A 25,691-nucleotide genomic window follows, 5' to 3' on the forward strand; every position below is an offset into this window, starting at 1 on the left:
AGAACATTATACAAGTAATACAACATTAGCTGCATAAAGAAAAATGAAGTTGTCTCCTCGGCAACTTCATCAAAAACATTTTTAATTATTTCACCTGTCTACTTGACAGGGGCGGTTCAGTCTATAGATTTTTTTCTTTCTTTCTCTATCTTCATATTTATTGGATTATATTCAATATCTTTTATTTCTGAAATATATTCTATGTTTCTATCACTAAACCCAAATTTGTTAGCTAAATCAATAATACGTGAATTATTATTAATTTTTTCCTTGTTAAGTCCAAAATAGAAATTTTTATTAAAAATCATAGAGAATATAATACCATGAAATGAAGAAGTAACTACATATTCACTCTTTGCTATTAAATCTATAAACTCATCTGGACCAGCAGAAAAAATGTTTTTTGCTCCTTTTATTCGTTGAAATGACGAGTTAATAGAAATTACATCCAATTTTGTTTCTTTTGACAGTTTGAATGCAAATTCTTTTAATTCATTGGAACAAATTAAATCATACAATAATATATATTTTGTTTTTTCCCTTGATTTTATAAAAGGTTCATAGTCATTTTTCGTTAATAATAATGTTGGATCTAACACTTGATCTGCGTGTGTATTAATATTTAATTGATTTATTATATCAATACCTGTTCTTTCTCTAAGCAATAAATATGTAAATTGTCTTAATAAATTGAAACTGATATCTTTATAAATACTTGGAATTTCCATATAGCCAAAACTGGCTGCATAAGATCCTTTCTTAGAATTATCTTTCACAAAATCTAACATATATGATGTATCTCCATTATGTATGTTTAAATTCCACACTTGATCACTTCCTGTGATAAACAAATCATATTTATCTTCAGCCGTTGGTAAATCTTCCCTGTTGTATTGCTTACTGATTTTTAAATTAGTCGAAACAAAATTATCAAATTTTTTATATCTTTTTCTTTGAAAAAAGAATAAAAAATATTTAATTTTATCTTTTGCTGTTTTACATAATTTAAAAGAACGATAATAATTTTTTTCTACTCTCATACTTTTATAGTTTAATATTTCACTTTCAACAGACAATTTTTCCAAAGCTTTTTGCAAGGCATAAGCTTGAAGAACAGCTCCAAAGTTTGGAACAGTATGATGTGTCATTGTGCACACATTGATTTTTTTCTTTATCATAATATAACTCCTTCAAAAAATTGATTAAACACTAAACTTAAAATAACAGACAGTGTGATTATTAATAATAGACATAACATAACATTTTTAAGATATCTCATAGGAGATATATTCATTGCTTTAAAAATAAAACAAAAGTATACAATTTGGATAATAGAATAGATTATTGTCGTAATATACAACGCTAGAACTACATCATTGAATATAAATTTTCCTAATCCAAATCCTATAATATATCCTAACATTTGAGCAATGACTGATTTTAGTGCATAATTTTGTTTTTTTATAACTATGTAAATTCCAGATAAAGATGCCATTAAAAAAGTAAAGATAGCTTGAATAGATGATGCTTGAAGCATTTGGGAAGCAACATCATTAAAATACCCCATAATGATATATATAGCTATGTTACTTAAAGATATAAGAAGTGTGATTGGAACTATAGAAATATAAGTTGCTCTTTTTAAATTTTGAAAAACATATTCTCCTATTTTTTCACCGTTTTGTACCATTTTTGATATATTGCTAAAGAAAACTTTACCTATCGCATTAGCTAAAAGGTTAATAGGAATATTTAAAATTTTTTGAGTTATAGAGTAGTAACCTAGTATTGTAGTTCCAAAAAAATTATTTATCAAAAAAGTTGGTAATTGATTTTTTACATTTGTTAATATTGTTGTTGGAAGTTGATAGAAAACAAAATCTTTATTTTCATTAATAACGTTTTTATATTTTGACAAATTAAAAACAATTTTACTTTTGGGTAAGCATCTTTTCATATTAATTAGTGTTAAAAGTTGACCAACTAAAGTTCCAATAAAGTATCCGTATTTATTAACTCCTATAAAATATAATCCAACAGCAATTACAAAAATTGAAACTTGATTAATTACAGGGTTTTTCATCAAAATATTATATTTTTGATTTTTATTTAACCATGTATAACTTATTTGTATTTGTTGTTGAGTTAAAACTATGATAGAAACCATAAAACCAATAAAAAAAGGATTATATTGCTTCTCACCACTGTATATTAATGGAATTATAAAAAAAGAAATTATTGAAATAAAAAAATTTATCGATGAAACTACTTTATATATTTGATAAGATTTTTCTTCATTTTTAGCTATCATAATTGCATTAGTTAATCCTAAATCTGAAAAAGAATTAATTACAGTAGCAATTGACGTAAATAATGTCATATAACCAATAATTTCTGAGCCATAAAGTCTAGTAAGTATAGGTAATGAAACAATAGCTATTAGTTGACCTAATAGAGTTCCTGAAGAAATTTTTCCCACATTCTTTAATCCATTTGATATTTTAACTTTTTTCATAAGCTTCTATCACACACCCCTTACATAATACATTTTGAAATACAATGAGCTTATATTCTAAATGTTTCATTTCATTTTGCACTTATCTTTTATATTGATTTAATAATATCTTATTATAGTAATAAAATAGTATATAAAACATATAAATTATTTTACTTATTATTTTAATCTCTTTCGTATAAATCTCTAGTATATATTTTATCTTTGACATCTTTGATTTCATTAGTCATTCTGTTTACAACTATGACATCACTCACCTGCTTAAATTCACTTAAATCTCTAATAACTTTACTATTAAAGAACATATCATCCTTTAATGTTGGTTCATAAACTATGACTTCAATACCTTTGGCTTTGATTCTTTTCATGATACCCTGTATTGCACTCGCTCTGAAGTTATCTGATCCACTTTTCATTGTTAATCTATAGATTCCTACAACATTTGGATTTCTATTCAATATCTCCTGTGCAATATGATCTTTTCTTGTTGTATTAGATGCGACGATTGCTGATATTAAGTTCTCTGGTACATCCTTATAATTAGCCTTTAATTGTTTCGTATCCTTTGGTAAGCAATATCCGCCATATCCAAATGATGGATTGTTGTAATGATTACCAATTCTAGGATCTAGACATACACCTTCAATAATCTGCTTTGTATTCAACCCTTTCATTTCTGCATAAGTATCTAATTCATTAAAATATGCTACTCTTAATGCAAGGTATGTGTTCGCAAATAGTTTAATAGCTTCTGCTTCTGTACTATCTGTAAACAAGACAGGAATATCTTTCTTGATAGCCCCTTCCTGTAATAAATCAGCAAATACCTTTGCTCTTTCACTTTGTTCACCAACAACAATTCTTGAAGGATAAAGATTATCGTATAATGCTTTTCCTTCTCTTAAGAATTCTGGTGAAAAGATAATTCTATCAGTATTAAACATTTTATTAACCTGTTTTGTATAACCAACAGGTATCGTACTTTTAATAACAATAAAAGCTTTGGAATTATATTTTAACGCCAATTCAATAACATTTTCTACTGCACTTGTATCAAATGAATTCGTTTCATCATCATAGTTCGTAGGTGCAGCTACAACTATGATATCTGCATCACTGTATGCCTCTTTAGCATCAGTAGTAGCATAAAGCTCTAAATCTTTGTTTAATAAAAAGTCTTCTATTTCTTTATCTTGAATAGGAGACTTTTTATTGTTAATCATATTTACTTTTTCTTGAATAATATCTATAGCTACAACATGATGATGTTGAGCAAATAATGTAGCGATACTTAATCCTACATATCCTGTTCCTGCTATTGTAATGTTCATGTTTATTTTAGTATGATAATTATATAAATTCTCATACTTCTCCTTTCTATTTTAAAGTGATGTTCATCAAATATAAATTATACATTCATAATAGAATTGCTTAATTTCATATGTGTTTATTTTTTGACTTTAGTCTTCCTTTTTAATTATTTTCAAATAGCTTTGTTATTAATCAAATGATAAACTCTATCATTTGATTGCTATATTTATACTCTAATAAATATCAATAGAACTTTTAACTATATTTTTCCTGTTTTCATTCTCCATATTAAATCTGTAATATCTCTTACTATTGCCACAATAACTACATTATATAGTTTACCTTTTAATATTGTTTTCTTGAATGTTTTCTGCAATCTTTCAACTAGTTTATTAGCATAAGCTATGGACGTATCATTCTGTCCTTTTTATAGTACTTTTTATTTCATTCCTGTTGTTCCTTATACCAGTGGCTGTATACATTCTTCCGGCATTTTTCCAATCAGAATATTTCTCATCTTAGCCATTAGCGTATTGTATTGCTTATCTTTACTACAATATTATTTAAATAATATAGCTAAATTAGCCACAAATGTTTTGATACTAGAAAGCGTTGAAAATCACTCTATTTTTGATTGTATTTTTTGAAGATGATTATTCAAATATTCATTCAATGTTTTTCATATGATATCACCTAGACTAATTATTTCCAATCATTTGATATACGCAATTGTCCAATTGCATTTACCTTCGTAGCTGATTCAATCTCTTAAAGCAAGTGCACTAATTTACTGTTTGATTTGTTTTCTTGAAAAGTCAATATCTTCTCTCAATCAGATGAAGTTCTTAATTCCATTGGTACATGAACAGCTTTATGCAATGGTAAGTTTCGATATTATAGGTATCTATCTTGCTATTATTGACATTTTTGTTTTTAATTAACCTATATATTGTTGATGATATCTATATAAATACATTGAACATCCCAGGCGTCCTGCTTCATATCCTGTTATAACCTCAATCTCATTATCTTCATTTATTCTTTTTTTTGCTCATTAAACAAATTGAAGAATATTCTTTATATCATCTCTACATTATGCTAATGCAACAATTTCTCTAATTAATGAATGAATACAACATAAATTATATATGATTTTATGGATACCTATTCCAATATAAATCATATTTATCATGGTAATTTCCTATTGTCGTTGTGATATGTACTATTTTTATAATTTTGTTTTTTACACATCTTATTACGAATGAACCTTGGAGGGTAATTTTATATCATCTTCTATGATGCTTAATATAGTAAGTATTATAAGTTTTCTAATATTTTCCATTTTAATATTATGTATTTTTAAAAGAAAATTTATCTGCTAATATAAAATTCTAAATAAAATCTTTTCTATGTAATATTATAGATGCTTTATTTTATCAATTAACTCAATTTGAAAGTTTTATAATTACAAATTGAATTCCAGTTATTTATAAACATATTATTTAAAATTTACATTTAAAAAAAGAGAAATTTTATATGATAAATAAATAAACTAAAATATCAATAACTTATTTAAATCTAATTAGTTTATAAATTCCAAATTTTAAAAATATTTTTCTTATTCTATTTTTTATGCCAATTTTAACACCATATTTATTAAATAATGATTCAACATAAACAATATCAGACATACTTTGATATAAGTATGCTGAATTTAATAGTGTGTTTAATGTATTAGATAATAACATAGTTTTTTTTTGTTCTGATAACAAATTAATTTCATTTTTAAAATCATTATAAATCATTTTTTTAATAGTTATATATTTTTTTACTGTAGGAATGTTTGTGCCCCCAAGTGTTTTATTTACTAATGCTTCATTATAATTTATTATTTTAAATTGTCTAAAAAATCTTAACATGAATTCATAATCTTGATTTCTTGTATACATTACATTGAAGCCGCCTAATTGTTTTACAGACTTTCTTGTCAAAAAAAGATTACTTCCTGTGCCAAATAAATTTTCATTCAATAATAGATCTTCAGATAATGAACCACTTTTTTTTGCCTTAATAATATTAATTATTTTATTATTTTTAACAATGTTAACGGAAGTATAAACACCATCATATTCATTGTATTTTTTTAATTGATATACACATTTTTCTAATCTTGTCCTCTCAAAGTAATCATCATCATCCAAAAAAGTAACGAAATCTCCTTGACTTGCATTTATTCCTGTATTACGAGCATAAGCGCCATTCTGATTGGATTTATGTTGAATATATTTTATTTTTTTATTATTATATTGTCTGATTATTTTTTTTGTTTGATTTCCACATATAGTTCCTATTCCATTATCATCTACTATTATTATTTCAAAATTTTGATATGTTTGAATCAATACACTATTTATTGCTTTTTCTATAGTATAAATTCCTTTATAGGTTGGGATTATCACTGATACTAATTTACTCATATTAACTCCTTATCCAAATATTCTAATAAATTGTTACTCTAACTTTTCTTGTTATAAAATACAGACATATCATAGTTAAAGAAGTTGATATACTGTTTAAATTATAATGCAATGGAGTATATAAAACTACTCTAATCATATATACATATAACATATTGTAGAAAAATATGTTTTTATTTGAAATTGTTTTTTTCTTTTCAATATATATTATCAATATTGCTAATATTATGGAACCAATAAAATAAAAGTTTATGCCAAAATCCATAATATATGTATATAAAGAGGTAGTATTATTATTTATTAAATGAACAGTACTTCCTGTACCTATGTTATAAAATATCTGTGAATGAATATCAATTAGCACACTAGGTAATTGAATATTAGACTTAAAAATACTAAGAATTAATGCAATTGGAGCAAAAACGAAACCTAGCGTTATATAACCATAATATATCTTATTATTTATATCGAAAATGGAAGGATTTTCTATAATTAATTCAAAAAAACTAAATTGTTGATAAAAATACTTTGATAACATTCCAAAAAAACCTAGATCACCAGTTCCTCTTGAAAATGTCATTACAATAATAATCAATGTGAGAGGATATGCAATTTTTTTATTAATATTTATTTTTTGATTTTTAGATTTAAATAAAAATAATGAAATAATATAATATATAATGAAATTTAACAGAATACCTCGGCCACCAAAACATAGAATATTAACTAACATTAAAATAATGCTATATTTTAAATTTGAATAATTCTTTCTTGCTAAATCAAATGATGATATCAACATAATTGTATTACAAATTCCATTTGGAATTATCTGTGTAATATATACATATACTCCTCTTCCTGCACCCATTACAGATAAATAATTTGAACGTATCGCTGCAAAAGAAAAACCAGAACTAATTAATATAGAAAAACTATCAATCAAATTTGGTAAATATAAAATAAGTGAAATAAAAAAAAACCATTTCACTAAGTTATAATTTATAATAAAACTATCGATATTTATAACTTTATATTTATGTTTATTACTTAAAAGTAAATATGTTATATTAAAAAAAAATATTACAACAATTACCATATTAATTACTTTATTTGAAATTTTTAAAATATCTCCATAATAGCTGTAAACTATATTTAAGATTAATGAACTTGTCCAAACAAGATTAAATAGGTTATTTAAAGTAATTATTTTATTAAATTTAAAAAATGTTAATATAGCGAAAATCAATACTTCTATAATAATTATAAAAAGATTTATACTCATAACCAATTCCTTTCAACAAAAAATTAATATTTTCAATACCTTCTTATACAAAATTTTTATATTCTGTATTTAAATTATGAAAATTATAAACTAAAATTTAAGTAAACTTGTAAAGTTCATTTTTAATATAAATTTCAATTTAATTAAGATTAATCAATCTATATTTTGATTTAATATTATATCAACAATTTGTTTGCAGGCAGTTCCATCACCATATGGGTTAGATGCATGAGACATTTTTTTATATTCTTCTTTATTTTCTAATAACAATTTAAAATTATTATAAATTGTTTGCTGATCAGTTCCAACCAACTTTAACGTTCCGGCTTTAATTCCCTCTGGTCTTTCTGTGGTATCCCTCATTACGAGCACTGGTTTTCCCAAGGAAGGTGCCTCTTCTTGTATACCACCACTATCTGTAAGAACCATATAACTTCTAGCTAGAAAATTGTGAAAATCTAGAACATCTAAAGGTTCTATAATATGAATTTTGTCACAATTACCTAATTCTTGAAGAGCTACCATTCTGACCATTGGATTCATATGTATTGGATATATAACCTTTACATCATCATGTTCTTCAATTATTCTTCTTATTGCTTTAAACATATGCTGCATTGGTTCTCCAAGATTTTCTCTTCTATGTGCAGTTAACATTATTAGCTTGGAATCACTAGCCCATTCTAATTCAGGATGTTGATAATCAGATTTAATTGTTGTTTTCAATGCGTCAATTGCAGTATTACCTGTTACAAAGATGCTTTCTTTTTTCTTCCCTTCATTTATCAGATTTTGTTTACTTATTTCAGTCGGTGCAAAATTATATTTAGCAATAATACTTACTGCCTGTCTATTGAATTCTTCTGGATACGGTGAATATATATTATATGTTCTTAATCCTGCTTCAACATGACCTACAGGAATTTGTAAATAATAGCATGCTAATGCCGTTGCAAAAGATGTTGTTGTATCTCCATGTATTAACACAATATCTGGCTTAACTCTCTCTAATACATCTTTTATTTTATTTAAAATATTTGTTGTAACATCAAACAAAGTTTGCTTTTCTCTCATAATCGAAAGATTAAAATCTGGTGTTATATTAAATACATTTAATACTTGGTCAAGCATTTCTCTATGTTGTCCAGTAACACAAACAGTTACTTTTGCATTATTTTTTTTAAATTCATTTACTAATGGGCACATTTTTATTGCTTCTGGTCTTGTGCCAAATACTATCATTATTTTCATAATAAACATTACCTCCTTGTTTTTATTATGAATAAATCATATTATTTTATTGATTATCTATCTTTAATATTTAGTAGAAAAAAAAGAAGACGATATGAAAAAAAAGAAATGAGTGTGACAATTTTATCCTTTAAACTAATATATCTTCTCACTTTAATGTAACTAAACTGTCTTCTAATTTCTTTTAGTTCTTTTATTTCTATTTTTTTAATATGTTTTAAAGATCTATATAAGTCTATTAGAGTCCTATATTTTTTATAATAACAAAGCTGAATTAATAATAAATCATTACTCTTCAATGCTTTTTCTAGTATTACATCTATCGATTTTATTGGTTTAAATAAATTGTTGATACTTTTATCATGCATTATACTTTTCTCTCTTTGTACATAATAATAAAAGGCTTCAGAAATATTATAGTATGATTTACAACAATTGAATAAATCATATGTATATATAATATCTTCAAAATTATATCCCTCTTTAAATATTAAATCTTTGATAGATTGATAATTATACAATTTGTTCCATACAGGTATAAAAGTTTTTGAACTATTAAAATAATTATATTTAATAGTTCCAGAATATTTATGTTCTTGAAGGTAAACTTCCTTTTCAAAATTTTCATATTTATATATAAACCCACTTTGAACAAAGTCTACATCTTTCTCAAGTATTGTTTTTAACATTTTTTCAATCATATCTTCTTTAATATAGTCATCACTATCTAGAAACATTACATATTTTCCTCTAATATACTTTAATCCAAAATTTCTTGCAGAACTTAATCCTCCATTTTCCTTTGTAACAATTTTAAATCTAGAATCAAAATTCTTTTTAATAATTGATATGCTATTATCTAAACTACCATCATTTATAAAAATAGCTTCAAAATTACTATAAGTTTGTCTTTTTAGGCTATTAATACAATTTAAAATGTATTTTTCAACATTATAAACTGGCACAATTATACTTACAAGGTTTTGATTTTTCATAAATTACTCCATATCTTTTTTTGATTTATATTAGATTGATTGCATAAATATTGCTAAAGGATTTAATAAGTTTTAGCATCTTTTGCAACACATTCTCTAATTATTTCTCTAGTTTCTTTATTAATTTTTATGATTTTTTTATTAAAATTATCAAGAATTTCTTTTTTATTATCATCCATTTTAAAACTAAGAATTTGATCTTTCAAATTATTATTAAATACTAAACCAATACCTAAATCAGCTGTAACCTTTTCCATATACGTATTTTTGCTTACAATAATAGGTAAATATAACTTAGTAGCAAAATACAATTTATTAGAAAGAGCATAATCCAATCGTGGATTATTGTTTCCATATGCATTAATAATAACATCAGTTCCACTATATAAATCTAAAATTTGATCAGGTTTAAATTTTCCTATAAAAAAAACATTATTAATATTTTTTCTTTTGCAATATTCTTTTAAAATTTCAGAATTTTTACCAATAAATTTCAAAATAAATCTTTCATCATTGGCAAAGTAATCTATAATTTTTTTATTTTCATCTATATATGAAATTGTACCAATATATGATAAAACTTTTTTTTGATTTTTATTTTTTAATGTAGGTATTTTATCTGGATTTATATTTTGAACATTGTGTAACTCATAATAATGATAATGTCTAGGTAAAAAACATCTATATGCGGGCGATGAAATAATAATAATTTTAGCTTTTTTAAATATTTTATCCTCTAAATTTTTAAATAATTTATTATTTTCAAATGTATAATCTCGAATATCAATAATATATTGTGCAGTTAATTTTTTTATTGTTTTATAATTTAATACTGCAGCAATTGTACTCAAAAAAATAACAGACTCATATTTCTCATTTTTTATTGTCTTATACGATAGTCTTGCAAATTTTAAATATCCACATATTTTATCAAAATAATTATTTACTTTTTTATCTAACACAAATTTTCTTTTTGCTCTTGTATTTTCCATAATATTATCTCTATTCCAATAAATAATATCAAAATCTTCTTCAATAATTTCTTCATAGACTTTAATATATGGTATGGTATACAGGTTTCCCACGGAGATAAAGCATATTTTACTCATATATCTTACACTTACACCTTTCTTTTTAAGATTAATTTATAACAAATTGGTACAAAATTACGTCATATAATAATTATATTAAATTTTTATGTCCTTTCACTTCTGATCCATATGAAAGTATAAAACAATATAATAATATTATTATTTTAAATCAATTAATAAATTTATCTTATAATATGACTCTCAACTTTATGAATGTGATTTTTTTATGCATATTTTTTTATAATTACGCTATTTTAAATTTTATTTCTATTATTGATAAAAAAATATCATTATTTTAAAATATATATTTTTCTTTAAGAAGTAATAGACAACATTTTTCATTAAAAAAAGAATAATTTTTATAAATCATATTTTGTGATTGTTTCATTATTCAATATGCAATAAATCCTGATAGCGAAAATGGCTAACTTTATGAAATTACTTTAGTTAATTTAAAAAATATTACATCAATTAATATAGACTTTTCAAATCTGTCAATCCTTTCATATTCTCACAAAAAAACCTGGAAATAACTTTAATCTTTTTTTATTTTTAATTCTACGATTGAATTTCTAAAAATCAAATTTTTAATAGTATTAAATTTTTCAATGATTTAGATTTATATAATGTTCTTCATTTATAGAAAATATATAGTTGCATTCATATGGACAATGTACATTATAATATTTTTGATAATGCCTACAAAAAGAATTTTTTTGATTCTTTAACATCTTAAAGTTGTTTTAAAAGATATTATGTTTTCAAATGATTAGCATCAACCATTCTTCCTGCAATTGCTGCAAATATTTCATATTGGTCATTCTTCTATTGCTTTCCTTATCTCCTTTAGTTCTAAAAATTTTTAACAGTTTTATTTATATTCTATAATTATGTATTATCATGAAACTTGATTAGTCTACTTCTCTCTACTACAATTGATAAATATTTATTATAAATTCAGATTTCTCTTATTTATAAATAACTTACAGAATTTAACCATTTAGTCAGAGATTTTTATTCTTATTAAACTTTACATAAATCCTTAACATTTATTAATAATTGTAATTTTTTGTTATAACATTGCCTGATTAATCAAACTTCTCATTACAGAATCTAACCAGTTAATATGTGAAAAACTGAATAATGACAGTTACACTTTCTTTTACTATAATCCTTTTTTTGAAATTTTTTTATTAATCCATTCTTTGCCATCCCAAATTTTTATAATTCTAGCTGGATTCCCTGCAATAATACAATTGTCTGGAAAACTTTTTGTCACTACACTGTTCGCACCAATAATACATCCATTTCCAATTGTTACCCCTGATAATATAGAAACATTTTCGCCAATCCAGACATTACACCCTATATTAACATCTTTATAATACAACTCTCTTTGATTTGGAATAGTATTGGGATTGGCTCCATTTTTTGCTGAATAATTACCATGAGATGTATCAGATATAAAAACTCTCGAAGCTATTAAAGTATTGTCTCCAATAATCAATCTTTTTCTTCCTACGATGTGACAATAATCGCCAACAATAACATTATCTCCAAATATTAATGATGTTTCATTATTACCTGCTTCAAGTCTAAGATTATATCCTGAAGTAAAATTTTTGCCAAATTGAATATTTTTTTTATTTCGTATATAAAAAGGCCTTCTAACTAATCTTGCATTTTTAAAAAAAAGTTTTGTAAAAATTAATGCATAAATATTTTTTATTTTTTCACCAAAAGAATAATAACTATACATAATAAAAAGACTATTAACTATTCATCAAAAAATATTTAATAATCTATTTTCTCAACTCCTATTTATTGTTAATTAAAAAAGTTATTTTACTTATCGCAATAATACCTTAAAAATCATTATTTATAAAAATTTAGCAGATATAAAATTTTAAAATACATCGTTTCTATTTTTGATTGTCGATATAGTTTTGTTTTAAAAATATATTCTATCCTAGCTAAAAAATTTTTTTTACTTTTCTCAAATTTTAACATTTCTTGCTTTTGATTATAATTTAAATCATTATAATATACATTTGTAAAATATGTTATTTGTTTTGAATATTGTGAAATTTCATTGTTAATAAGTTTCATAAATCTGTTTTTTATCCAAGATATATAATTCTCTCCAAATCCTAAAACATTTTGATTATGCATACGATATAATGTATGGGGATTATTATCAAAAATAATATTACCCGTTATCGCAGCAACATTGGTTATCCATGCATCATAGACATATATATTATCATAATTCAGGTCACATTTTATTTGTTTAAAAAGTTCATAATTAAACACTTGTGAATGCCCAGGAAGAAAATTTTGTACAATAGTATTATAAAAATTTATTTCCGTATATTTTTTTTTTGTTGTTCCAGTAATTATATTATTTTTTAGTATTTTTGAACATGAGCCATATAATAATGGTCCTTCTAACTTTGAATTTTCAATAGTAGAAATAGCAATTTGTAATTTGTCAGCATCCCATATATCATCTTGATCTGAAAACGCATAATATTTATAAACACCTGCATTTTTAAGTAAAGTAAAGTAACTTTGATTACATCCTATATTTTCACCAACCAATATCCTAATATTGGACTTATTTTTTGCATACTTTTTTAAAATTTCTAATGTAGAATCTTTAGAACCATCGTCACGAATTAGCAAATCAAAATCTACTGTTTGTGCCATGATACTATCTAATTGTTCTTTTATAAAATCTTCTCCATTAAAAGTTGACATCATAATTAATATCTTATTTTTCATATTTTAAATCTCCAAAGCATTTACTTATTAAGTTTATTTTCCCTATAAATAATTTAATCAATGGATTAAATATATATATATATTTAACTTTAATCCTTTTTTGTTTCATCTGTTTCTTTACTATTTCATAAGTACACATATATGTATCATTCTGTGGCAAATATATCTTATTAGAACATTCATCAATAATATTTTTAACTTCTTCTGATAATTTTTCTACTGTTATAGAGCTTCTTTCATTCTTTATAGTAGGAAATAAATGAATTTTTTTCACTGCTTCGAATAGTTTAGTGAGATTTCCAGGACAATTGTCTCCATAAACCATAGGTGGACGTAAAATTGAAACTACAAAATCTTTATCAATTAATTTCTGTATTTCTATTTCAGCTTCCAATTTACTTTTACCATAATTTGTTTTTGGATGTAAGGGTGTTTGCAAATTAATCAGTTCATCTGAACAATCTAATCCATAAACACTCATAGAACTCATAAATATAAATTGTTTAACTCCTGATTTTTTTGATATATTTGCTGTTTTAATTGCTAAGTCTCTATTAACTTTATAGTATAAATGTGCATTTTCTTTAGTTTCCTTTTGATGTGCAATTCCAGCTACATGAAACACAACATCATAGCTGCTAAAATCATAATCTTTCCAGTTTGGATTCAACATATCCAATGTATCTATCTGATAATCATTTGGATAGTTTTCATTCATATACTTTTCAAAGGAAGTCCCAATGTAACTGTTAGCCCCAGTAATCAATATTCTTTTCACTAGGCTTCACCATCCCTTTTGTGAAGCTCACCTGTACCACCTTCAACAACACCATCAGATTTCAGTACTGATGTGATTGTTCCAAGGAAGCATTTCAAGTCAAATAAAAAAGATATGCGTTCTACATATTCTCCATCCAGTCTTGCCTTGACATCAATTTCCAGTTCATCTCTGCCATTGATCTGAGCCCAGCCTGTCAGTCCTGGTCTAATATCATTGGCATGATATTTATCTCTTTCTGCTATCAGATCATCTTGGTTCCATAATGCAGGTCGAGGGCCAATTACTGCCATTTCACCCTTCAGGATATTAATGATCTGTGGCAGTTCATCAAGAGATGTCTTTCTAAGAAAATGACCAGCCTTTGTGATATACTGATCAGGATTTGACAGCATATGTGTCGGCATATCCTTTGGTGTATCAGTATACATGGTTCTGAATTTATATATGTTGAAATACTTTTTATTCTTGCCGACTCTTTTCTGCTTGAAAAGAATCGGTCCTTTTGAATCTAGCTTAATCCATATGCAAAGAATAAGAAAAATGGGACTGAGAACAATCAGTCCACAAAGCGACAGTATGAAATCCAGTATTCTCTTTATACAGTTTCTATACATATATCCACTCCCTTTAAAGGATAATAGCGGATTATCCTTTTGATTTTATATAAACTAAAAAAGTGTATAAAAAAAGATATACACCTGTATAACTTCACTAAGTTTTACTAATAATTTCTAATCCAACTTTAACAGTTGTTTCTCTACCAAATAACGATATATCTACATAAGCAATACGCTTATGTCTATCAATTTTCACAATATGTCCTTCATATCCAATCAAAGGTCCTTCATTAATATGAATAACATCACCTTCAATATACCCAACAGACATATCCACAATATGCTGCTTACCTCCAAACTGTGCTAAAAACTTTGCTTCTTGTTTATATATAGGATAAATATTCTCGCCATCATTTCCTAATAGTTTTGTTAAGTCTGGGATTTTCTTTAATTCAATAAACAAATCATCAACATGATCTGTAATCATAAAAATATAACCTTTAAATAAAATATCTTCTATATCATGCCATTTTCCTCTAAACTTCTTCATATGTTTATATTTTGGAATAAAGCATTCTTTATAGACATCCTTTTGAATCAGAATTTCGCATTTTCTTACGATTTCTTCTTCCTGACCACTTCTTACTTGCACGGCATACCAATTGTCATACATATCTCAACCTTCCTGAGAATACAGTTATCCTATCGAAACTTTTTTATTTCGACACAGTTTTTTATAACAGATTATCTCAATAACGCGACCCTGCGACGATTATTGATAAATAATCTTTTTTAAGATACAACAGCTTCTTGTGTTTTGATTTTTCTTTTCACTTTTTGTTTTCCAGTATCATAATGATATGTACTTACAATATGTTTAACAGCTTTTCTCATATCACTGCTTTCATCATAAGCAATGACTTTTAATTCATCTAATTCTTTCAAAAATACAGGTATATCCATTTCTATAGGATGTCCAATATGAATTAATTTATTCGGTGTTGTCTGCATTCCTTCTTCTTTCATCAACATTTCTTCATAAAGTTTTTCACCTGGACGCAATCCTGTAAATTCAATTTTAATATCAACATCTGGTTCATACCCAGATAATTTAATAAGATTTCTTGCCATATCCAATATCTTTACAGGTTTACCCATATCTAAGACAAAGATTTCTCCACCTTTAGCATAAGCACCCGCCTGTAAAACAAGAGATACTGCTTCTGGAATAGTCATAAAATATCTAATAATATCAGGATGTGTCACCGTTACTGGCCCTCCATTTTGAATTTGTTTTTTAAATAAAGGTATCACTGATCCATTAGACCCTAAAACATTTCCAAATCTTACAGCCACATACTCTGTTTTTGATAATTGATCATAAGCCTGAACTATCATTTCACAAATACGTTTTGATGCTCCCATAATATTTGTAGGATTAACAGCTTTATCTGTCGAAATCAAAATAAACTTTTTAACATGATACTGATCACAAGCCTTGACAACATTTAATGTACCAAAAACATTATTCTTGATAGCCTCATGTGGTGCATCTTCCATTAATGGAACATGTTTATGTGCAGCAGCATGATAAACAATATCAGGATGATATTTTTCAAATAAGTCATTGACTTTCCCTACATCTCTTACTGATGCTATCATGGTTTGTAAATCTAATTTTGGATATTTACGCTTTAATTCTAATTGAATATCGTATGCATTATTTTCATAAATATCAATAATAATCAGCTGTTTAGGTGATCTTTCAGCAATTTGTCTACATAACTCACTACCAATAGATCCCCCTCCACCAGTAACCATAATCACACGATTTGTAACATAAGACATAATTTCATCAAGATTCACTCTAATTGGATCTCTACCAAGTAAATCCTGAACTTCTACATCTTTCAGTTTATTCAAAATAATTTCATCATTAATAAACTGATAAATACCTGGTAATCTTTTTAACTTACATTTTGTTTCTTTACAGATATTTAATATTTTAGCTACTTCTTTTTTATCCACTGATGGTAAAGCAATATATATTTCATCAATTTTATATTTAGATACACTGTTTTTAATACTTTCTCTATTTCCCACTATAGGAATACCATGTATTCTTCTTCCTATTTTATGTGGATCATCATCAATAAAACAAACAATTGTTTTATGTAATCCTTTAGTATTCAATGTTTCTCTTAATATTTTTTCTCCAGCCGCACCAGCACCTACAATCATCACTCGTTTATTAGGAACATCTGATCTACCAAATAAAGCATGACGACTTGCATATAATCTTAAAAAGCGATAACTAAAACGTATTCCACCTACTAACAAAGTACTAATCATCCAATAACCAATTATCATGTTTACTGGCAATTGATTGCCTGTTATCATATTGATTATCATAAATGCCATAGTACTCAACAATGTGGAAATCACAATATTAATAAGTTCATTGATTGAAGCAAACTGCCATAAGCTACTATACAGTTTCATAACTGCAAATATACCTAAACTCACAACGATAAGCGATATGACTATTGGTATTGTTTCATAGAAGGCAAATTCTTCTATCATACGATAGTCATATAACATCATGGAACCATAATAGCTTAACAATAAACTTATCATATCTACTACAACTAAAATAATTCGTCGAATGAGTAATTGATATTTATCCCCTATATGTCGCATAATCATCCCTTTCCCTTCGTTTTTAATGCCATGACCTCATTTTTTCATAACCAATTATGACAATATGTTTAAAACATTTGATAATGTCTTGATTTTTTTCATTGAATCACGCATAATACATATTGAAATATAAACGGTCACACAGAAGTCACATGACATGAATAACATAACATTTTTATTATCAATAATCAAGCACTTCGTGACAATTGGCATATATTTCTACAATTTTAACAATCAACAAGGAGGTTTTTATGGTTGAACAAGAAATCATGAAAAATGAAGATGAAATTGAGATTAATTTAGGGGAATTATTTGCTTTACTTAAAGCACAATATAAGCTTATTATTATTAGTATTTTAACAATGTCCATTATTGCTGGTGTTATCACAGTTTTTTTTATCAGTCGTAAATATCAATCAACAGCCAGTATTTATCCTAAACCAGAAGTAACAGAGGGTATGGTTGATTATACGCAAATTAATGCCAATAGTTTAATGGTAAATAACTATATTGAAATGTTAAAGGGTAATAACATTCAAAGCCAGGTTGCTGAAAGTTTAGGAATAACAACTGCTGAAGTAAGCAGTAGTGTCACTATCAGCAATCAGACAAATACACAGATTATTAGTATTTCTGCAACAACAACTGATCCAGAATTAAGTAAAAATATTGTAGATGAGCTTGTTTCTACTTTTAAAAAGGAAGCAAAAGATACTTTAAACATTAACAATATTTCTACCATTGATCAGGCTCAAATTGCTGATGCTCCTGTATCACCTAATTTAAAAATGAATCTTGTTATTGGTGCACTCATTGGTGCTTTTCTAAGTGTTGGATATCTATTTATTAAATTTATGTTAGACACACATATTCATAATAAGGAAGAAGCTGAAAAATACTTAGGTATTCCTTGTTTAGGTTCTATTCCTTACTTTGATAATTAATATGCAGTTTATAGATATTCATGGACATTATGCCTGGGGTATTGATGATGGAATTGCTAATCAAGATGAAGCAATCAAAGCTTTAAAACTGGCTAAAGAAAATAACATTTCTTCTATCGTCGCAACACCTCATGTTGTTCCAGGTACACATAATGAAACAGACATCCAACATTTTAAAAAGAGAATCAATGATCTTAAGTTATTAGCTCAACAAGAAAATATCACTGTTTATGAAGGTTGTGAATTATTTTTAAATCATGATTACATTCAAGCTATAGATCATCAGTTATTGATACCTATTGAAAATACATCTTATTTACTTGTTGAATTTGATGTAAGAAAAGAATTAGGAAAAGAATATGAAGTGGAAGATTATCTTTATGAAATTGAAATAAAGGGTTATAAACCTATTATTGCTCATGCAGAGAGATATTTCCCTCATGGTATTGATTTACAACGTATTGAACAATGGATTGATAATGGTTATGTCATCCAAGTCAATGCTTCAAGTCTATTAGGAGTACATGGGAAAACTGTAAAAAATAATGCTTATCAATTATTAAATAATGGTTTACTTCATATTATAGCAACGGATACACATAGAAGTCAGGGACATCGTATTCCTTGTTTATTAGAAGTTTATCAATTATTATCAAAAAAATATGACTACCAGACATTAAAAGCATTAATGTTTGATAATCCTTTACATGTTCTTCAAAATGAAGCAATAGAAACAATTCAAATGAATCAGTCTTTTTTCAAAAAATTATTTAAAAGGAGATAATTTATGGCTCAAAAGAAAAAATATCGTAAAACTTTAAACATTTTAGAAAAATCAAAAAAACAATCACAATTCGACTATACAGAAATTTTTAGACACATTCGTACAAATATTGAATTTTCTAATGTTGATAACCCTATCAAATCTATTGCGATTACTTCATCACAACCTGGTGAAGCTAAGTCAACAACATCAATGAATCTAGCTTTTATATTTGCTACAAAGTATAAAAAGGTTTTAATTATTGACTGTGACTTAAGAAAAACAATGTTACATAAATATATGCGTTTATCTAATTCTTCAGGTCTGACTGATGCTCTTATTGAATTTGGGAAAACACATCGTTTCAATGACGAATATTTTCAAACAGTCAATGACCAATCATTTTCTGGATTGTTATATGTTCTTACTGCTGGGATTCATGTTCCTAATCCTTCAGAATTATTAAGTTCAGATACTTTTAAAGAATATATGAAAGTTTTAAAACAGAATTTTGATTTTATTATTATCGATTGTGCTCCTATCGGATCAATCTCTGATGCTATACCAGTAGGAAATGCTGTTGATGGAACAATCTTTGTTGTTTCTGCAAAGGATACAAAACGTAAAGATGCTGCTCAATGTGTTGATCTATTAAAACGTAGTAATGTCAATGTTATTGGGAGCGTTTTAACAAAAGCCGAATCTGGTTCTGGTTCATATCATTATTATTACTAATGAAGAAACTATCATTTCCTTTAATTGTTATTCTTCTCATATGTATTATTTTAACCCTTATGGGTTATAATACATTGATTACACGTAATGAAAGCAAAAAATATCAGAACCTCCAAAAAGATCAACCCGTATCTTCAAAACAAACCAGCGATCAAACTATTTACTGCATTGGAGATAGTTTAACACTTGAATCTCATGCTTATCCCACTTATCTATCACAGCTTACAAACTGCAACATTGAAACTTTTGGTGGTCAAAAAGATCAGACAATAGATTTAGCTATTAGAGTAGGAAGAACAAAAATATATACTCATGATATAACAATTCCAGCTCAGACAGATCCTGTTGAAATCACTTTATATGATGAAGATCATGATAAATTAGATGTTCTCAAAAATAAAGGAAGTAATTTTTCAAATGTAGAAATCAAGGGAATCAGTGGTATTTTAAAATATGATGATGAAAAGGATATTCATACTTTTACAAGAGATGAAGCTGGTGATGAAACATCAATTGACGATTATACACAAATCACAACTGACTTTCCTAGTTTTGATAAAAATGGTATTGCAGTTATTTTTACAGGAACCTATGATCCTTATGAATCAGGTAGCATATTTAAAACGATTACATATCAACGCGCTATACTTAACCAACTCGGTATCAAAAAATATATTGTTGTTTCTCTTACATCTAAACGAACATTTCAAATCGTTAACGATATGAATGCAGTCTTAGAAGAAGAACATGAAGAACATTTCTTATCATTTAGAGATTATTTATTAAAGAACGGATTAAAAGATGCAAATATCACCCCAACAGATGATGATCAGGATGATTTAGATAAAGGATATATTCCTCGCAGTTTGTTACTTGATAATCTTGTAGATGGAAATGAAGATTTCCACGAACTTCTAGCTAAACAAATCATTGAAAAAATGCAAGATTTAAAATACCTTGATAAGCAAGATATAAAAGCAACACAAGATTAAAAATATTGATTTCAATTCAAACCAGAAACTTATATCTATAGGATATTTCTTTCTGGTTTTTTAAATTCAGAAATGACAATTTATAAGTTTTAAAAATTTCAAGTAACTCTAAATAGTATTCCAAAGTAACTGACTAAAGCTTTTTCATACATATACTCATGGTATTTTATTTATGCAAATGATATAATAAAACAAGAAAGGGTGATAAGCATGGGATTATATTTCAATCCAAGAAATGATAGTTTTCAACAGGCAATTAACAATCCTATATATGTAGATAAATCATTACTGATTAACTATACGAATCAATTGATAGGTACTGGTGATAATAAATTATGCGTATCAAGACCTAGACGCTTTGGAAAGAGTACAGATGCCAATATGCTTGTTGCCTATTATTCTAAAGGTTGTGATTCTCATCATATTTTTGATTCACTCAAAATCAGTCAGACTGATCATTATTTAGAATATCTTAATCAGCATCATGTCATTCATATTAATATGCAGGACTTTTTAAGTAAGACTCATGACGTCAATAAAATGATCTTACTTCTCGCCAAATTGATATTTAGAGAAATTAAGAAAGTCTTTTCAGATGTCGATTATATTGATCCATCAGATCTTATTCAAATCATGGAAGATGTCTATGTTGAAGCAGATGCAAGATTTATTTTTATCCTAGATGAATGGGATTGCATCTTTAGAGAGTACAAGCAGGATAAAGAAGCACAGAAACAATATTTAGATTTCTTAAGAAACCTATTGAAAGATAAGCCCTATGTAGAACTGGCTTATATGACTGGTATACTGCCTATTAAGAAATACGGAACACACAGTGCCTTGAATATGTTTAAGGAAATATCCATGTTGAATGCAACGCCATTAGAATCTTTCATGGGATTTACTGAACAAGAAGTTTATGATTTATGCTTAAAATATAATATGGATTATAACGAGATGAAGCAATGGTATGATGGATATCGCATGTCAAATGACATTTCTGTCTACAATCATCGTTCTGTTGTTTATGCTCTTATGGACAGAAAGTATGAAAACTATTGGACATCTACTGAAACTTATGAAGCCTTGCAGGTTTATATAGATATGAACTTTGATGATTTGAAGGATAACATCGTTCAACTATTATCAGGAGAGAGTATAGATGTTAATACAAGTAAGTTCCAAAATGATATGACAACATTCAAATCAAAGGATGATGTCTTAACACTTCTAATACATCTTGGATATCTGGGATATAATAATTCAGATCATACCTGCTATATTCCTAACAAGGAAGTATCAACGAGTTTTATTGATTCTATAGAAGATTCAAACTGGGAAGAAACGACAAAGGCATTGTTAAATAGTCGTGAATTATTAGAGGCAACATGGAGAAAAGATGAAGAAGCAGTTGCAAGATATATCGAAGAAGCCCATCTCAATACATCAATATTAACTTACAACAATGAAAATGCATTGTCATATACACTTGCTTTAGCATATATCTATGCCAGAAATCATTATACAATGATAAGAGAAATGCCTACTGGCAAAGGTTTTGCGGATATTGTTTTGATTCCATATCGAGATAAACCAGCTATGATTATAGAGCTGAAATGGAATCAAGAAGTCAAGACAGCGATAGATCAGATTAAAGAGAAAAAATATCCAAAAGGATTAGAAAAGTATAAAGATAACTTACTGATTGTAGGAATCAGTTATGATAAGAAAACAAAGAAACATACATGTCATATTGAAAAGAACACCACAGAAATATAACTCTGGTGTTCTTTTTATCTTTTATGATACAATTTTTTCAATAAATATTTATTTCTATTCCTTAAAAGGCCATCATCATCAAAATCAAACAAATCATCAAGAGTACGATATTCAATACGATTTAACTCTTTTAAATAAGAAAGACCTACCTGTAGATTCATAATTGTATTTTGACTAAAACGAGATAAATAATGTGTACATCCAAAAAACAAACGCTTTGTTTTTCTATAATAAACTAGTTCTATTGGTTCATTACAACAAAGACATGATAACTTCTTATATGGTAAAGAAGATTCCATCAGTTGACTCACTGCAATGGTAACTACTTCATTTGCTTTGCATTACACAATATTTTTATTGCTTCACCTATTGTTCTATCGGCTAAAAGAAATATTTTCTAAATTGTCGATAAACTTGTCGACAGGCATTTTGATCACTCGGTGTTGAAGCAAGGGTTGATTGATATCTGGAATTATCAAAGAACATGACCAGATAATGCTTACTCTTATCTCCTTTCATAAAAATACCATATTTTTTTAATTTATTAAAATCATAACTACTAATAAGAGTTCTCAATATCTTTTCTAAATACATATCTCTTGTTCCATCTTTTGGATTTTGATTTAAAATATCTTTTAACAAACACAAATCCTCTTTTTCAACATGATTCTTTTTCACATCATCTTCTAACATATCTAACAAAATATCTTTTTGTTCAGCTTGATAATATTCTGGAATATCTCCTTTATCTAAAAGCGTATAATTATCTTGAAAAGATAGTTCTTCTTCTAATATTTCATTTTGCATCTGTAGCACATTTAATTCACTCTCTAGTCCACTAATCAACGCACAATATTTCTCTTTTTCTTCTTCCAATTTATCAATTTCTTCCCCTAATTGATCAATCGTCTGTTTTTCATAATCTTGTGCAAACTGTCTTAAATTATCTAAGTAGTTTTTCTCTAAATAGCGAAAACTATATGCATTTCCATATTGTCTTTGTTTTAAATATAAAGTCAATTGATGTAAAATACGCTGCTGTAATTGATCCTGTGATTCCTTTTTAGCAAACCTATATGTTTTATAATCTCCATTTAAATAATAAATAATCACTCGACTATTAGTCAAAATCTTTTGACAATGCTTTGCCATCCAATGGCCAACTTCTTGATTGTCTTCATAAAAAACATAAGCAATTCCCCTTAATTGTTGAGCCAGATAAAATGGATCAACAATCTTTTCATAACGAATATAAAGAATCGGTAGTTGAATTCCTCCATCCAACCATTGTATGACCTGTTGTTTATTTTCATGACAAATTTTTATAGGTTGATTACTTAAAGAAATTTTCTTATCCTTAATCAAATGTTTTGACAATAATTCATCAATATACCGATATCCTTTTTGATAACCATCATTATGAATACATAGACCTCCCTCTTTTTCATTATAAATGTATTCCATACGATGATATAAATGGACAACAACACTTCCATCATGAGGATATTGATAAATATCATAACAATGATTTTCTATTCTTTTTTGATTATAATCTATATCTTGATACTCTATACCATAGACTTGAAACAAAGACTCTATAAATTGAGAAATTGTCCATTTCTCTTTCAATTCCAGATAAGTTGAAAATGATTTCATAGTTTTCCTCCATTCTTTTCAAGAATCGCATGAAGAATATCTAAGCGACGATAAATTTCATGTGTTGCTTCTAATTCATTAGCTTTATGTTGAATATACTGCAAAAGTTTTTGACGATAAGTAATGACCTTTTCCATATCATCAATAGCTAACAATGTCGTTCCATGATGATTATGAATTTGTGATAGTTGATCATTCTTTTGTTTTTGTTCTTCAATATCTTCCAACAGCATATGATAAAATTCTTTCAATTCATTGATTTCTTGTCGACGACGCATAATTTCTTCCTGAAATTCCTGTTGATATTCTTGACTATTCTTGATTGCTGAATTTTGTTGATGATAAAGCCATTTTTGATAGAGTGAATCATATGAAGGCATGACATTTTTATATTGTTGAATCGTCATGTTTCTTAAAAGTTCATTGATTTCTCGAATCTGATAATGATAAGCTATTTTCTTATTTAACTGATAAAAGTGACTCTCCTGACCATCTATAATTTCTATACACCCTTCTTCTTTTTGTTGTATACAATAACAAACATGTGCCAAGCCTAAGACTTCTCTTGCTAAACGATTAGCATCAATCCATCTTGTTCGCATATAAATCAGGGGCTTTTTTGTTTTCACTTCTTTTAATTGATCAACATTAATTATACGATGTGCTTGATTATTAAAAGAATAAACATCATCTTCAATATAAGGTGATGTCATTATTGTTTTAAATAATGCAGGTATAGATACAGCAGAAATATAACGGGATTCATTAGAAGTTTCTTTAGAAAAACGTAAATGTATTGTTTCATCAATTAAATCATAAATAATTTCCACTATAAAGTGTGTATTTTTATAATTATCTTTTGTTGAAAAATAAAGCGTAAGATATCGCTGTTCAAAGATTTGTATATTTAATATTTTATGGTCAATCTCATATTGAAAAGGAATACGCCCATCATAATTTAAACCATTCATTTTATTTTTAGAATGTTCCAACCACTCCAGCAGCATATCAATAAGTCTATCTTGGGTTAAGTGTTTTGTTTGAAACTGACTATAATAACAAAGCATTTTTCTCACAT

General features: G+C 26.5%; 22 protein-coding genes. 5 read left to right on the top strand and 17 right to left on the bottom strand.

The genetic code is table 11. From position 1 onward, the window contains the following. Positions 1-116 precede the first annotated feature (116 nt). The 14 genes from B5E75_RS11090 to B5E75_RS11155 form a co-directional block, all read right to left on the bottom strand. Positions 117-1,178, bottom strand: coding sequence for a polysaccharide pyruvyl transferase family protein (locus B5E75_RS11090; protein WP_087359226.1), 1,062 nt, complete (start codon positions 1,176-1,178; stop codon positions 117-119). Next, positions 1,175-2,515, bottom strand: coding sequence for an oligosaccharide flippase family protein (locus tag B5E75_RS11095; RefSeq protein WP_087359228.1), 1,341 nt, complete (start codon positions 2,513-2,515; stop codon positions 1,175-1,177). The genes B5E75_RS11090 and B5E75_RS11095 overlap by 4 nt, the downstream gene beginning before the upstream one ends. A 164-nt stretch (positions 2,516-2,679) precedes the next feature. After that, positions 2,680-3,846 carry a nucleotide sugar dehydrogenase gene (locus B5E75_RS11100; protein WP_087359230.1) on the bottom strand — a complete coding sequence of 389 codons (1,167 nt, stop codon included), beginning with the start codon at positions 3,844-3,846 and terminating at the stop codon, positions 2,680-2,682. 1,548 nt (positions 3,847-5,394) lie between these two features. Beyond that, positions 5,395-6,303, bottom strand: coding sequence for a glycosyltransferase family 2 protein (locus B5E75_RS11105; RefSeq protein ID WP_087359232.1), 909 nt, complete (start codon positions 6,301-6,303; stop codon positions 5,395-5,397). 22 nt (positions 6,304-6,325) lie between these two features. Beyond that, positions 6,326-7,585, bottom strand: a complete 1,260-nt coding sequence (locus tag B5E75_RS11110) for an O-antigen polymerase (RefSeq protein ID WP_087359234.1) — start codon at positions 7,583-7,585, stop codon at positions 6,326-6,328. Positions 7,586-7,738: 153 nt separating this feature from the next. After that, positions 7,739-8,836 carry a non-hydrolyzing UDP-N-acetylglucosamine 2-epimerase gene (gene wecB, locus B5E75_RS11115; RefSeq protein ID WP_275086216.1) on the bottom strand — a complete coding sequence of 366 codons (1,098 nt, stop codon included), beginning with the start codon at positions 8,834-8,836 and terminating at the stop codon, positions 7,739-7,741. Positions 8,837-8,889: 53 nt separating this feature from the next. Then, positions 8,890-9,831 carry a glycosyltransferase family 2 protein gene (locus B5E75_RS11120; protein WP_087359236.1) on the bottom strand — a complete coding sequence of 314 codons (942 nt, stop codon included), beginning with the start codon at positions 9,829-9,831 and terminating at the stop codon, positions 8,890-8,892. Between the two features lie 62 nt (positions 9,832-9,893). Then, a complete protein-coding gene (locus B5E75_RS11125) occupies positions 9,894-10,940 on the bottom strand; it encodes a glycosyltransferase family protein (protein WP_087359238.1) in 1,047 nt (348 codons plus the stop codon). Between the two features lie 1,147 nt (positions 10,941-12,087). Continuing rightward, positions 12,088-12,681 (bottom strand): LbetaH domain-containing protein, encoded by a 594-nt coding sequence (locus B5E75_RS14960; protein ID WP_087359240.1) that lies wholly within the window; start codon positions 12,679-12,681, stop codon positions 12,088-12,090. A gap of 116 nt (positions 12,682-12,797) precedes the next feature. Further along, entirely contained in the window at positions 12,798-13,706 is a 909-nt protein-coding gene (locus tag B5E75_RS11135; RefSeq protein ID WP_087359242.1) for a glycosyltransferase, read from the bottom strand. After that, positions 13,696-14,484 (bottom strand): NAD-dependent epimerase/dehydratase family protein, encoded by a 789-nt coding sequence (locus tag B5E75_RS11140; RefSeq protein ID WP_087359244.1) that lies wholly within the window; start codon positions 14,482-14,484, stop codon positions 13,696-13,698. Before B5E75_RS11140 ends, B5E75_RS11135 begins: the two co-directional genes overlap by 11 nt. Beyond that, positions 14,484-15,101 carry a sugar transferase gene (locus B5E75_RS11145; protein WP_087359246.1) on the bottom strand — a complete coding sequence of 206 codons (618 nt, stop codon included), beginning with the start codon at positions 15,099-15,101 and terminating at the stop codon, positions 14,484-14,486. The genes B5E75_RS11140 and B5E75_RS11145 overlap by 1 nt, the downstream gene beginning before the upstream one ends. A gap of 97 nt (positions 15,102-15,198) precedes the next feature. Then, positions 15,199-15,717, bottom strand: a complete 519-nt coding sequence (gene loaP, locus B5E75_RS11150) for an antiterminator LoaP (protein ID WP_087359248.1) — start codon at positions 15,715-15,717, stop codon at positions 15,199-15,201. Positions 15,718-15,836: 119 nt separating this feature from the next. Further along, positions 15,837-17,750: a nucleoside-diphosphate sugar epimerase/dehydratase gene (locus B5E75_RS11155; protein ID WP_241146664.1), complete on the bottom strand. Its 1,914-nt coding sequence runs from the start codon at positions 17,748-17,750 to the stop codon at positions 15,837-15,839. Between the two features lie 245 nt (positions 17,751-17,995). On the opposite strand from B5E75_RS11155, the gene B5E75_RS11160 reads away from it, so the two are divergent. From B5E75_RS11160 to B5E75_RS11180, 5 genes are all read left to right on the top strand, one after another. Continuing rightward, the gene (locus B5E75_RS11160; protein ID WP_239480193.1) at positions 17,996-18,688 is read left to right on the top strand and encodes a YveK family protein; all 693 of its coding nucleotides are present in this window, start codon (positions 17,996-17,998) and stop codon (positions 18,686-18,688) included. A gap of 1 nt (position 18,689) precedes the next feature. Continuing rightward, positions 18,690-19,472 carry a tyrosine-protein phosphatase gene (locus B5E75_RS11165; RefSeq protein WP_087359250.1) on the top strand — a complete coding sequence of 261 codons (783 nt, stop codon included), beginning with the start codon at positions 18,690-18,692 and terminating at the stop codon, positions 19,470-19,472. A 3-nt stretch (positions 19,473-19,475) separates the two neighbouring features. Continuing rightward, positions 19,476-20,186: a CpsD/CapB family tyrosine-protein kinase gene (locus B5E75_RS11170; RefSeq protein WP_087359252.1), complete on the top strand. Its 711-nt coding sequence runs from the start codon at positions 19,476-19,478 to the stop codon at positions 20,184-20,186. Positions 20,187-20,260: 74 nt separating this feature from the next. Then, complete coding sequence (locus B5E75_RS11175) at positions 20,261-21,178, top strand: hypothetical protein (protein WP_087359254.1); 918 nt, start codon at positions 20,261-20,263, stop codon at positions 21,176-21,178. A gap of 210 nt (positions 21,179-21,388) precedes the next feature. Then, the gene (locus B5E75_RS11180) at positions 21,389-22,957 is read left to right on the top strand and encodes an AAA family ATPase (RefSeq protein WP_087359256.1); all 1,569 of its coding nucleotides are present in this window, start codon (positions 21,389-21,391) and stop codon (positions 22,955-22,957) included. Positions 22,958-22,971: 14 nt separating this feature from the next. Here B5E75_RS11180 and B5E75_RS11185 read toward each other — a convergent pair whose 3' ends face one another. The 3 genes from B5E75_RS11185 to B5E75_RS11195 form a co-directional block, all read right to left on the bottom strand. Further along, complete coding sequence (locus tag B5E75_RS11185; protein ID WP_087359258.1) at positions 22,972-23,256, bottom strand: hypothetical protein; 285 nt, start codon at positions 23,254-23,256, stop codon at positions 22,972-22,974. A gap of 82 nt (positions 23,257-23,338) precedes the next feature. Beyond that, complete coding sequence (locus tag B5E75_RS11190; protein ID WP_087359260.1) at positions 23,339-24,613, bottom strand: hypothetical protein; 1,275 nt, start codon at positions 24,611-24,613, stop codon at positions 23,339-23,341. Continuing rightward, positions 24,610-25,680 carry a hypothetical protein gene (locus B5E75_RS11195; protein WP_087359262.1) on the bottom strand — a complete coding sequence of 357 codons (1,071 nt, stop codon included), beginning with the start codon at positions 25,678-25,680 and terminating at the stop codon, positions 24,610-24,612. The genes B5E75_RS11190 and B5E75_RS11195 overlap by 4 nt, the downstream gene beginning before the upstream one ends. Between the last annotated feature and the right edge of the window lie 11 nt (positions 25,681-25,691).

Source organism: Massiliimicrobium timonense (genome assembly GCF_002160865.1).
GTDB lineage: Bacteria > Bacillota_I > Bacilli_A > Erysipelotrichales > Coprobacillaceae > Allocoprobacillus.

Bases quoted from the DNA above. Each gene is read 5' to 3' on its own strand.
- loaP (WP_087359248.1), bottom strand. From the start codon at position 15,717: ATGTATGACAATTGGTATGCCGTGCAAGTAAGAAGTGGTCAGGAAGAA.
- B5E75_RS11180 (WP_087359256.1), top strand. From the start codon at position 21,389: ATGGGATTATATTTCAATCCAAGAAATGATAGTTTTCAACAGGCAATT.
- B5E75_RS11195 (WP_087359262.1), bottom strand. From the start codon at position 25,680: ATGCTTTGTTATTATAGTCAGTTTCAAACAAAACACTTAACCCAAGAT.
- B5E75_RS11095 (WP_087359228.1), bottom strand. From the start codon at position 2,515: ATGAAAAAAGTTAAAATATCAAATGGATTAAAGAATGTGGGAAAAATT.
- B5E75_RS11190 (WP_087359260.1), bottom strand. From the start codon at position 24,613: ATGAAATCATTTTCAACTTATCTGGAATTGAAAGAGAAATGGACAATT.
- B5E75_RS11160 (WP_239480193.1), top strand. From the start codon at position 17,996: ATGGTTGAACAAGAAATCATGAAAAATGAAGATGAAATTGAGATTAAT.
- B5E75_RS11100 (WP_087359230.1), bottom strand. From the start codon at position 3,846: ATGAACATTACAATAGCAGGAACAGGATATGTAGGATTAAGTATCGCT.
- B5E75_RS11105 (WP_087359232.1), bottom strand. From the start codon at position 6,303: ATGAGTAAATTAGTATCAGTGATAATCCCAACCTATAAAGGAATTTAT.
- B5E75_RS11110 (WP_087359234.1), bottom strand. From the start codon at position 7,585: ATGAGTATAAATCTTTTTATAATTATTATAGAAGTATTGATTTTCGCT.
- B5E75_RS11170 (WP_087359252.1), top strand. From the start codon at position 19,476: ATGGCTCAAAAGAAAAAATATCGTAAAACTTTAAACATTTTAGAAAAA.
- B5E75_RS11135 (WP_087359242.1), bottom strand. From the start codon at position 13,706: ATGAAAAATAAGATATTAATTATGATGTCAACTTTTAATGGAGAAGAT.
- B5E75_RS11125 (WP_087359238.1), bottom strand. From the start codon at position 10,940: ATGAGTAAAATATGCTTTATCTCCGTGGGAAACCTGTATACCATACCA.
- B5E75_RS11090 (WP_087359226.1), bottom strand. From the start codon at position 1,178: ATGATAAAGAAAAAAATCAATGTGTGCACAATGACACATCATACTGTT.
- B5E75_RS11120 (WP_087359236.1), bottom strand. From the start codon at position 9,831: ATGAAAAATCAAAACCTTGTAAGTATAATTGTGCCAGTTTATAATGTT.
- B5E75_RS11165 (WP_087359250.1), top strand. From the start codon at position 18,690: ATGCAGTTTATAGATATTCATGGACATTATGCCTGGGGTATTGATGAT.
- B5E75_RS11145 (WP_087359246.1), bottom strand. From the start codon at position 15,101: ATGTATAGAAACTGTATAAAGAGAATACTGGATTTCATACTGTCGCTT.
- wecB (WP_275086216.1), bottom strand. From the start codon at position 8,836: ATGAAAATAATGATAGTATTTGGCACAAGACCAGAAGCAATAAAAATG.
- B5E75_RS11185 (WP_087359258.1), bottom strand. From the start codon at position 23,256: ATGGAATCTTCTTTACCATATAAGAAGTTATCATGTCTTTGTTGTAAT.
- B5E75_RS14960 (WP_087359240.1), bottom strand. From the start codon at position 12,681: ATGTATAGTTATTATTCTTTTGGTGAAAAAATAAAAAATATTTATGCA.
- B5E75_RS11155 (WP_241146664.1), bottom strand. From the start codon at position 17,750: ATGATTATGCGACATATAGGGGATAAATATCAATTACTCATTCGACGA.